Annotated in this window: 9 protein-coding genes and 2 pseudogenes; 3 read left to right on the forward strand and 8 right to left on the reverse strand. The window is 69.7% G+C overall.

Annotation, left to right across the window (positions count from 1 at the left end; all coding sequences use genetic code 11):
• A pseudogene (locus tag CCR87_RS06225) lies at positions 1 to 111 on the reverse strand (IS5/IS1182 family transposase); the annotation flags it as partial.
• Positions 112 to 287: 176 nt separating this feature from the next.
• Here CCR87_RS06225 and CCR87_RS06230 point away from each other — a divergent pair.
• Positions 288 to 587 (forward strand): hypothetical protein, encoded by a 300-nt coding sequence (locus tag CCR87_RS06230; RefSeq protein WP_201156696.1) that lies wholly within the window; start codon positions 288 to 290, stop codon positions 585 to 587.
• A 10-nt stretch (positions 588 to 597) separates the two neighbouring features.
• Here the strand turns inward: CCR87_RS06230 and CCR87_RS06235 are convergent, their stop codons facing one another.
• The 3 genes from CCR87_RS06235 to CCR87_RS06245 all read right to left on the reverse strand — a co-directional run bounded on the left by CCR87_RS06235 (position 598) and on the right by CCR87_RS06245 (position 2,402).
• A complete protein-coding gene (locus tag CCR87_RS06235; protein ID WP_338048884.1) occupies positions 598 to 765 on the reverse strand; it encodes a DUF2165 family protein in 168 nt (55 codons plus the stop codon).
• 12 nt (positions 766 to 777) lie between these two features.
• Positions 778 to 1,050 carry a hypothetical protein gene (locus CCR87_RS06240; protein WP_201156697.1) on the reverse strand — a complete coding sequence of 91 codons (273 nt, stop codon included), beginning with the start codon at positions 1,048 to 1,050 and terminating at the stop codon, positions 778 to 780.
• 227 nt (positions 1,051 to 1,277) lie between these two features.
• Entirely contained in the window at positions 1,278 to 2,402 is a 1,125-nt protein-coding gene (locus CCR87_RS06245; RefSeq protein WP_201156698.1) for a hypothetical protein, read from the reverse strand.
• A 178-nt stretch (positions 2,403 to 2,580) separates the two neighbouring features.
• Between CCR87_RS06245 and CCR87_RS06250 the strand changes: the two genes are divergently transcribed.
• Positions 2,581 to 2,793 (forward strand): type II toxin-antitoxin system PrlF family antitoxin, encoded by a 213-nt coding sequence (locus CCR87_RS06250; protein WP_201156699.1) that lies wholly within the window; start codon positions 2,581 to 2,583, stop codon positions 2,791 to 2,793.
• Positions 2,780 to 3,127, forward strand: a complete 348-nt coding sequence (locus tag CCR87_RS06255) for a type II toxin-antitoxin system PemK/MazF family toxin (RefSeq protein WP_201156700.1) — start codon at positions 2,780 to 2,782, stop codon at positions 3,125 to 3,127. Before CCR87_RS06250 ends, CCR87_RS06255 begins: the two co-directional genes overlap by 14 nt.
• Positions 3,128 to 3,450: 323 nt before the next feature.
• Here CCR87_RS06255 and CCR87_RS06260 read toward each other — a convergent pair whose 3' ends face one another.
• From CCR87_RS06260 to CCR87_RS06275, 4 genes and pseudogenes are all read right to left on the reverse strand, one after another.
• Positions 3,451 to 5,085, reverse strand: coding sequence for a hypothetical protein (locus tag CCR87_RS06260; protein WP_201156701.1), 1,635 nt, complete (start codon positions 5,083 to 5,085; stop codon positions 3,451 to 3,453).
• Positions 5,086 to 5,367: 282 nt separating this feature from the next.
• Entirely contained in the window at positions 5,368 to 5,751 is a 384-nt protein-coding gene (locus CCR87_RS06265) for a hypothetical protein (protein WP_201156702.1), read from the reverse strand.
• A 2-nt stretch (positions 5,752 to 5,753) separates the two neighbouring features.
• The gene (locus CCR87_RS06270; protein ID WP_201156703.1) at positions 5,754 to 6,377 is read right to left on the reverse strand and encodes a DUF5671 domain-containing protein; all 624 of its coding nucleotides are present in this window, start codon (positions 6,375 to 6,377) and stop codon (positions 5,754 to 5,756) included.
• A gap of 268 nt (positions 6,378 to 6,645) precedes the next feature.
• Positions 6,646 to 6,760: pseudogene (locus tag CCR87_RS06275) on the reverse strand (IS5/IS1182 family transposase); the annotation flags it as partial.

Consider the following 6,760-nt stretch of genomic DNA (forward strand, 5'->3'; position numbering starts at 1 on the left):
TATCCCGCTCAGCACACGTCGGTCGTCGACCCGCGGCTTGCCATGGCTCTTTGGAAAGAACGGTCGTAGCCGCGCCATCTGCGCGTCCGTCAGCCAGAACAGATTGCTCATCATGCCCCCCGTTGATCGAGGGCCGTGAATCACGCCAACCGGCGAGCCGCAAGCAGATCAATGGGTCCTGAGCCCAGGGCTGGACCGACATCGACGCCTCGGCCGGAATCGCGGTCTATCTGATCAACGGGGCGCAGCTGGATTTTGGCAACAACACCACCGCCGACCTGCAGGCGATGCGCGACGGTCCGTGGCAGAATGTGCTGGTATTTGACAGCCAGGACACCGCCAGCGTCAGGACCCATGTGCTGGTGGGCTCGCGCGTGACGGGGGCGATCTACACCCCCCGCGCCACGATCGAGTTCCGCGGCGGCAGCGGCGTCGACGACGGCTGCTTCATGATGGTGATGGCCCGGCTCTACTTCACCGGATCGGCTGACATCACCGCCAATTGCGCGACGTCGTTTTTCGACCTCGACACCTTTGGCATGGGGGGCGGCGCGGCCGGCCCCGGCACCATCGAGCTGGTGGAGTGACGCGCGCGCCTCAGCGCTGCGGCGCCGGGTCGGGATGCATTACCAAGACCAGCACCGCCAGGATCGTGATGTAGAACCGGCACGCCGCCTGCTGGCCGGTCCAGGTCCCGGACTTCCACATCAGGAACCGCTCGCCGCCAAAGGCCATGAAGCCCACGAACCACAGCAGGAACCCCACCCTCGCGCCTGATCACCGCGAGGTCCTGGGCGCGCTGTAAATCCTCCGCGCCGGCCATGCGCGCGGCCCAAACCCGATGCCCTTCATGGCAGGAAGCTCGGTGATCGCATCCAGTTGACAGCTGATGCTTCCACCCTGCGCCAGTCGGTTCAGGTGGATGAGGGGTATTTTGATGGGGCCAATATCGCTTCCACGACCAAGTTCGAGCGGATGAAGTTCATCCTGACCGAACTCGGCTTTGAGGATGAGCTGTTCATCATGTTCGCATAGGAGTTGGGCTGTCATCGGGGCTCGCGCAACTGGCTGTGGGCCCATGGCATGATCGGCGGCATCGCTGCTGTTCCCGCCACCTCCCGCAGCATGGCGCCCGACATCAGCCCGTCCCGGATTCAGCTGAGCGCTTGGCACCAGTCGTCATGGGCGCGACGGGCGGCCTCGATCTGGTGGGGATGCGGAGAGAAGGTCACCGGGCAGCCAAGAATCTCCACGGTGCGTCACTTGCCGCGGGTGGGTCAGCATATCGATTGACACGCATGCATGTGCCCGCGCCCCTCATGCAGCCACGGCAGGACCGCGCGGGTCGGGAGGCGGCCTGCGGCGGCTCTGTGGTCTCGGCCCCTGCGCGTGCGGGCGGCGCGCAGCAGGCCCGCTCCAGCCAACGCGGTCACGAGGAGCGGCAGGCTTGCGGGCAGCGGGATCGGCGTGACCGCCATCGTGGCACTGCCTGCCGTCCGCAGCCCGAATTCCAGCGTGGCCGACTCGCCCGCCGGGATTTCCAGGCGGTATGTGCGGGACCACGTCCGTGTTGACGCGGTCGCCGCATGGGTCTGCAGGTTCTCGGGGTCGTCGCGCAGCTCGGGCGGCAGCAGCATCGTCGCGTACCACCCCGGCAGGATCGGCGCGCTGGCCGCGCCCGTTCCCGGCGCCTGCGGGGTCGACGGGTCCTCGTCGGGCACCTGGGCGATGGCGTCGGTCGCCGCAAACCCACGGTCGGTATTCTGACCGGTGACATTGGCGCTGAGCAGCGTCTCGACCGCCCACAGGACGGTGACCGGCTCGCCCGACAGGTTGGTCAAGGTGATCTCCACCGTCCACTCCGACGAGGCGTCGGCGAAGGCGCCCGGCTCGGTCGCCGCGCCGGAGGCGGTCGACGTGAACTCCAGGGTGGTGCCCTGTCCGCCGGCGGTGGCCGTCGTGCTGGCCTCGGCGTCACCGAACGCGGCGGTGACACCGGGCAGCGGGTCGCTCAGATCGGTCGCGCCATCCTCGCTGCGCAGGATCAGCCCTGCGAGGCCCCCCTCGGTGTTGCCGACCGCCGCCAGCGTCGGCGGCGGCGTGATCGTCCGGTCGATCCCGGCATCGTCGCCGACACCGAGGACGGTCTCCGGCGCGGGATACCCGGGCGATCTGCGCAGGCCGGGCTGGCCGGATTGATGCAGCTGGACCGAGCTGCCGGCCACGCCGACATCGCCCGCCCGATCCCCCTCGACGGTGATCGTCACGCGCACGAGGCCCTGGGCCGAAAACCCCGTCGTCGCCGCCCACGATGGCGCAGCACCCCCCAGACCGAGCACCCCGGCGACCACGAGGCCCCAGATCCGCCGATTGCCGCACAGGCGCCCCCGCTCGAATTCCATCGGTTCCCTCCCGCCTTGCCGCAGGCCATGCACGCCCCGGTGATCCCCGACGCCGCAGGCTCGCCCAACGGCGCCCACCGGGCAAGCCCCTTCGCATGAAGGCTCGCCGGATCGGCCCACTCTGGCCCGCTCTTGCCTTCGGTAAGGACTGTCCTTACCTTCTCCTGCGGAGGGAGCCATGATCACCGGAAAGCTGACCAGCAAGGCCCAGACGACAATCCCGCTTGCCGTGCGCACCGCGCTGCGGCTGAAGGAGGGCGATACCATCGCTTACGCCATCGAGGGCGACCGTGTGATCCTGACGAGGGCCGCCGCGCCTCAGGACGACCCGTTCGCCTGCTTCGACGAATGGGCGGGCGAGGCGGACAGCAAGGCCTATGCCGGATTTTGAGCCGGGCTGCGTCGTCCGCGTCCCCTTCCCCTACACCGACGGCGAGGCACGGCAGCACCGCCCGGCCCTGGTGGTCGCCCAGACCGGTCCGGGCGAAGGCGGCGGCCTCCTGCTGTGGGTGCTCATGATCACCTCCGCCGGGAACCGCGGCTGGGTCGGCGACGTGGCGATCCCCGATGCCGCCGCCGCCGGCCTGCCGGCCCCGTCGATCATCCGCTGCGCCAAGATCGCCACGATCGACGCCGCCCGCGCCGAGGTGCGGGGCAGGGTGCTCCCTGCGACGTTCGCCGAGGTGAGATCCCGTTTACGAGCGATCCTCACGGTGTCCCAGTAGGGTGTTCCTCTTGGGCTCGGACGGTATCGTTGTCCCTCTCCTGAGGATAAGGCAAACGAAAACAAGACGCTATCCGTCGCCTCCTACGCCGGCAGCAGGCACCGCGGCTGGGGTAGGTTTCGGCGGTTGCGAGCCCCCGCAACCAGATTTACCATAAATATAAAACACTTAAATCCCAAGTGAAGCACTGGGGCTTTCCGCGTGCCCACTTACATCAACACAGCATCAACACCGCGACCGCAAAGCAGTATGCGCCTAAGGTCGCGGGCGGCAGCCAGCGTTCGCGTACACTCGCAGGGACGCGCTCGACGTCTGTCATCAGTTCAGTCCTCCGAGGGTGCGGCGATTGCGGCGATGAACGATGCACGCTGCTCTTCCAGAGCGGCGACGATTTCGGCGCGGAAGTCTGCGCGGTTGTAATGCTCCTCGAGCTTCAGGGCCGCCACATCCGTGCCCACCGCCAGCGCGGTGCCCACAAGCGGCACCGTGGCCAGCAGGGCGCGCGCGCCAAGACGCAGAATCCCTCTCTGGACCAACCGCTGCAGAACCCGCCGCGCTACCACGGCGCCCAGTACCCCCATCGCCACCGATCCGCCCAGCCGGGTTTCCAGGTTGCTGGACAGGCCAAGGCTCCGCAGTTCCGGAAGAGGAGCGAGCGCAGGGAAACTGGCCTCGACGCGCAGGCGTGCCGGATTGATGTCGCTGAGCGCCGTGCCAAGCAGGGCCGTTTCGCGCGCGGCCTGTTGTGCGCGGGCCTCCGCAAGACTCAGCAAGGCCAGCCGTTCGGTCACCGGACCCAGGTGGGTGTCGCTGTCCAGGGCATCGTTCAGCCGGCCCGCCAGATGTGCCTCCAGCGCGGCTTCGGGATCGCCCCGCACCCAGCCCCCCACGGCCACGCCCATCCGCCAGTACTCCCCCCGCAGCGAGTAGTATCCGTCCAGGAACGGATCGACCCCGGCAAGCATGGCGTCGAACCCGGCCTCCGCCGCGGTCCGCAGTTCGGCCAATGCCGCTGCGTCCTGCGCGGCGAGTGTGGCGCGGCCAGCATCGACCTCGGCGTGGGTTCCGGCGGGGTAATATGCCGTGCCGATGCGCTCGGCTGCCGTGGTCTGAAGCTGTGCCATCGGCCGCGCTTCGGGCGGATGGGGGAACAGCTGGCGCTCGCTCCAGAAGGCGCCTGCGAGGACAAGCACCGTCAACGTGCTTACCGCCAGCACGGCTGAGGGGGGCGCCGGGGGTGGCTCCTGTGCGTCCGACGAGGTTGCCACCGCGCGTCTCCAGTCTTGCGCCTGCATGAGCGCTGCCACCGCAAGCGCCGCCACGGCGCCGCCGCTGACGCCCAGCAGCAGCGCGGCCAGCACGGCTTCGGCCATGGGCGGCAGCAGGCCCAGCGCCGTCACGGCGCCCAAAGCCCAGGCCTCGACCCCGACCCAGAGGCGCTGCGCCTCGAACGCCTCGGCGATCAGGGCGCTGGTCGCGGGGCGGGTGAGCGCGGGATCGCCCGGCCCGAGCCACCAACCCGCCAGCCCCGAGACCACGACCACCGCAGCCGTGCCGGCCAGCAGGGCATGGCGGCGCAGCCGTGCGTCGGCATGCACGGGTGCGTGGAGCCGCGCCGTCATGCCCCGCCCCGACCACATCACCGCCACAACTGCGGCCACCCCGGCGGCAGCACCCATCCAGCCAGGCGCCCCGCCCGCCGACAGCCGCACGAGAAGCACCGCCACGGCCAGGATCCCGGCGGCACCCCACAGCGTCACCCGCACCAGCCCGCCCCGGCGCAGCCTGTGCAGCGGGTGCGCGGTCCGCATGGTCTTCAGCGCATGTCCCCGCGCCACGGCCGTGTTGGCCGCCCCCGGTACCGCGGCGGCCAGGCCCAGCGTCAGCCAGAGCGGAACCACGAGGATGAGCGGCAGACGGGGCAAGGCGACCGCCGCCAGCGTGACCCCCGCGGCCATCAGCGCCACCCACAGCCAGCCATGCGATCCACCGTCCGGACCTGCAGCCAATCCGACTGGAGCGGAGGCCCCCGGCGTGGCACCTGCATCGGACACGTGTGCGCCTGCCTTCCTCACGGTTTGGGCGGCCATAACGGCGCCGCAGGGAGATCAACGCCGAAAGAGCCCAAGGGGCGCCCGCCATTTGACCGCAGGATCGCACCGCAAATCTCGCCAATCAAGTGTATCACGCCCTGCCGCCATAACCGCCAGAACGAGGGGCCGAGCGTTGCCCCGTTGGCGTCACCACGCGCCTGTGTCGCGCGCGCCCACCACGAGGCATCCCTCGTCAGGGTCGAAATCGTCGCGGTTGCCCCACCGCTGCCGCGGCAGCCGGGTCTCGAACCGCGCGCAGACCCGGACGACATCCGCCGCATCCACATGGTAGGGATCGCCGCTGAGCGGGTCCGTGCGGCGCGCCACCCCGGGGCAGGACTCCGATCGCTCGTCGGCCTCCAGCCCCTGCCGTTGCAGACAGGCCAGATGCCGGGCGAGGGTGCTCAGGTCGCCCATGCGCTCCTGGTCGCGACGCTCCGCGCGGGCCTGACCGGGCCCGCCGACCGTCCAGACCCCGAGCCCGATCACCCCCGCAACCACTCCGATCAGGGCGAGGCTCGTGATGCGCATGCCTACGCCTCGGTCGCGTGGCCGCGGAACCAGCCGATCAGGAGCCCGGCCACGCCGGCGACCACCACCGCCTTCGCAAGGAACTGCGCCGTGAAATCCCCGCTGAGGGCGGCGTGCACCACGGCGATGGCGGCGCCGATGAGGACGAGGAAGGACACGAGCACCGCCATCGCCCCGAAGCGCACCTGCAGGGGCGAGCGCTGCGGCCCGGACCCGCTGCGGGACGGCGCCTCGACCCGCCACGTCAGCCAGGCGAAGAGCGGCAGGACAACCACCAGCACCGACATCGACCAGCGGATGCTGCCGTGGTGCCATCCCGCACCGGGACGCTCCGGATCGGGCAGCCAGACGTCGATCAGCGCGAACGAGAGCTGCAGGAGGTGCCAGATCACCACCACGAGGGTGATGGCGAAGAGGCCGAACATCACCAGTTCGCGGCCCGATACGGAGGGGCGCGGCCGCGGCACGGGCAGCCGTAGCCCATCGTCACTCCACGCGGACACCGCGGCGTCAATCTCGGCGCCCGACCAGCCGGCGCGCTCAAGCGCGCAGCGCAGCTCATCCGGACTGTGCCCGGCCCGCAAACCCTCCTGGACGAAGTCGGACAGGGGCTCCCTTGGCTTCATGCGATCTCCTGCCTTCGCGCCAGAGCGGTGGACCATCCGCTGCAAGGCGCACACTTTTAACGCCGTGGGGGCCCATGTAGCCGCGAATGCCCTGCTAGCGGAAGGGTGTCGGGGCCTCTGGCCGCCTGCATCCTAGCATATCGCCGCCCACTGCGGTGGTCGTCCACAGCGTCGACGCAGCCGGCCCAAAGCTGCTGGTCGGCACGACCACGACGCTGCGGTGCAGCTTCACCAGACCGGACGTCCATGCGTTGCGTAGGCTCAGGACTCATAGCCAGAAGATGACGGTTGCGGCGAGGGCGATGGCGGAGAGGAAGACCTTGGGGCATCGGTCGTAGCGTGTGGCGATGCGGCGCCAGTCCTTGAGCCTGCCGAACATGATT

The sequence above is a fragment of the Rhodobaculum claviforme genome (assembly GCF_016653255.1).
Taxonomy (GTDB): domain Bacteria; phylum Pseudomonadota; class Alphaproteobacteria; order Rhodobacterales; family Rhodobacteraceae; genus Rhodobaculum; species Rhodobaculum claviforme.

What these genes read in the sequence shown, in the direction of transcription:
- CCR87_RS06230 (WP_201156696.1), top strand. Translation starts at nt 288, where the DNA reads ATGCGCGACGGTCCGTGGCAGAATGTGCTGGTATTTGACAGCCAGGAC.
- CCR87_RS06240 (WP_201156697.1), bottom strand. Translation starts at nt 1,050, where the DNA reads ATGACAGCCCAACTCCTATGCGAACATGATGAACAGCTCATCCTCAAA.
- CCR87_RS06245 (WP_201156698.1), bottom strand. Translation starts at nt 2,402, where the DNA reads ATGGAATTCGAGCGGGGGCGCCTGTGCGGCAATCGGCGGATCTGGGGC.
- CCR87_RS06250 (WP_201156699.1), top strand. Translation starts at nt 2,581, where the DNA reads ATGATCACCGGAAAGCTGACCAGCAAGGCCCAGACGACAATCCCGCTT.
- CCR87_RS06255 (WP_201156700.1), top strand. Translation starts at nt 2,780, where the DNA reads ATGCCGGATTTTGAGCCGGGCTGCGTCGTCCGCGTCCCCTTCCCCTAC.
- CCR87_RS06260 (WP_201156701.1), bottom strand. Translation starts at nt 5,085, where the DNA reads ATGGCCGCGGGGGTCACGCTGGCGGCGGTCGCCTTGCCCCGTCTGCCG.
- CCR87_RS06265 (WP_201156702.1), bottom strand. Translation starts at nt 5,751, where the DNA reads ATGCGCATCACGAGCCTCGCCCTGATCGGAGTGGTTGCGGGGGTGATC.
- CCR87_RS06270 (WP_201156703.1), bottom strand. Translation starts at nt 6,377, where the DNA reads ATGAAGCCAAGGGAGCCCCTGTCCGACTTCGTCCAGGAGGGTTTGCGG.